At 47.7% G+C, this 635-nt stretch carries 1 protein-coding gene and 1 pseudogene; both read left to right on the forward strand.

Annotated features, from left to right (window positions below; all coding sequences use genetic code 11):
• Nucleotides 1-378: ABC transporter permease subunit (locus R7Z47_RS25415; RefSeq protein WP_318130836.1), on the forward strand; the 378-nt coding region annotated here is incomplete at its 5' end.
• A gap of 38 nt (nucleotides 379-416) precedes the next feature.
• A pseudogene (locus R7Z47_RS25420) lies at nucleotides 417-635 on the forward strand (ABC transporter substrate-binding protein); the annotation flags it as partial.

A 635-nucleotide genomic window follows, 5' to 3' on the forward strand; every position in this document is an offset into this window, starting at 1 on the left:
TGGTACATGCGTACCATGACTTACAAAGAATCTGCACGCGAATACGTAATGGCAGCTCGTGCGTTGGGTGCCTCGACAGGCCGAATCCTGTTTAACCATATTCTGCCAAATACCATGGTCATGATTGTCACCTTAGCGCCATTTACTATTGCCGCCAATATCACCGCACTGACAGCGCTTGATTATCTTGGTTTAGGCTTGATGCCACCAACACCAAGCTGGGGCGAGTTACTGCAGCAAGGTAAGTCCAACTTGGACTCTCCATGGATTGTGGCGTCTGTTGTGACGTCCATTGTACTGGTACTGGTGATGGTCACCTTTATCGGTGAAGCGATTCGAGCGGCATTCGACCCGAAAAAATTCACACGCTATGTTTAAGCATGCATTGTGAGCAAAACATAAAAAAGGGAAGTTTTATGAAAAGAATAATTTTAGCGTCCACGCTAAGCGCCCTAAGTTTTGGTGCGATGTCAGCGACGCTACCGACTGACTTAAACTGGCAAACAAACTGGGATGAGCCTCAATATGGCTCTCCTGAAGCAAAGCGTGGCGGGACTTACCGCACTTTCATGTCGAGCTTTCCTCAGACTCTACGCAGTGTTGGTCCTGATGCAAACTCTGGTTTACGTTCTTTC

Origin of the sequence: Vibrio sp. 1641, from assembly GCF_033339995.1 — a bacterium.
GTDB lineage: Bacteria > Pseudomonadota > Gammaproteobacteria > Enterobacterales > Vibrionaceae > Vibrio > Vibrio alginolyticus.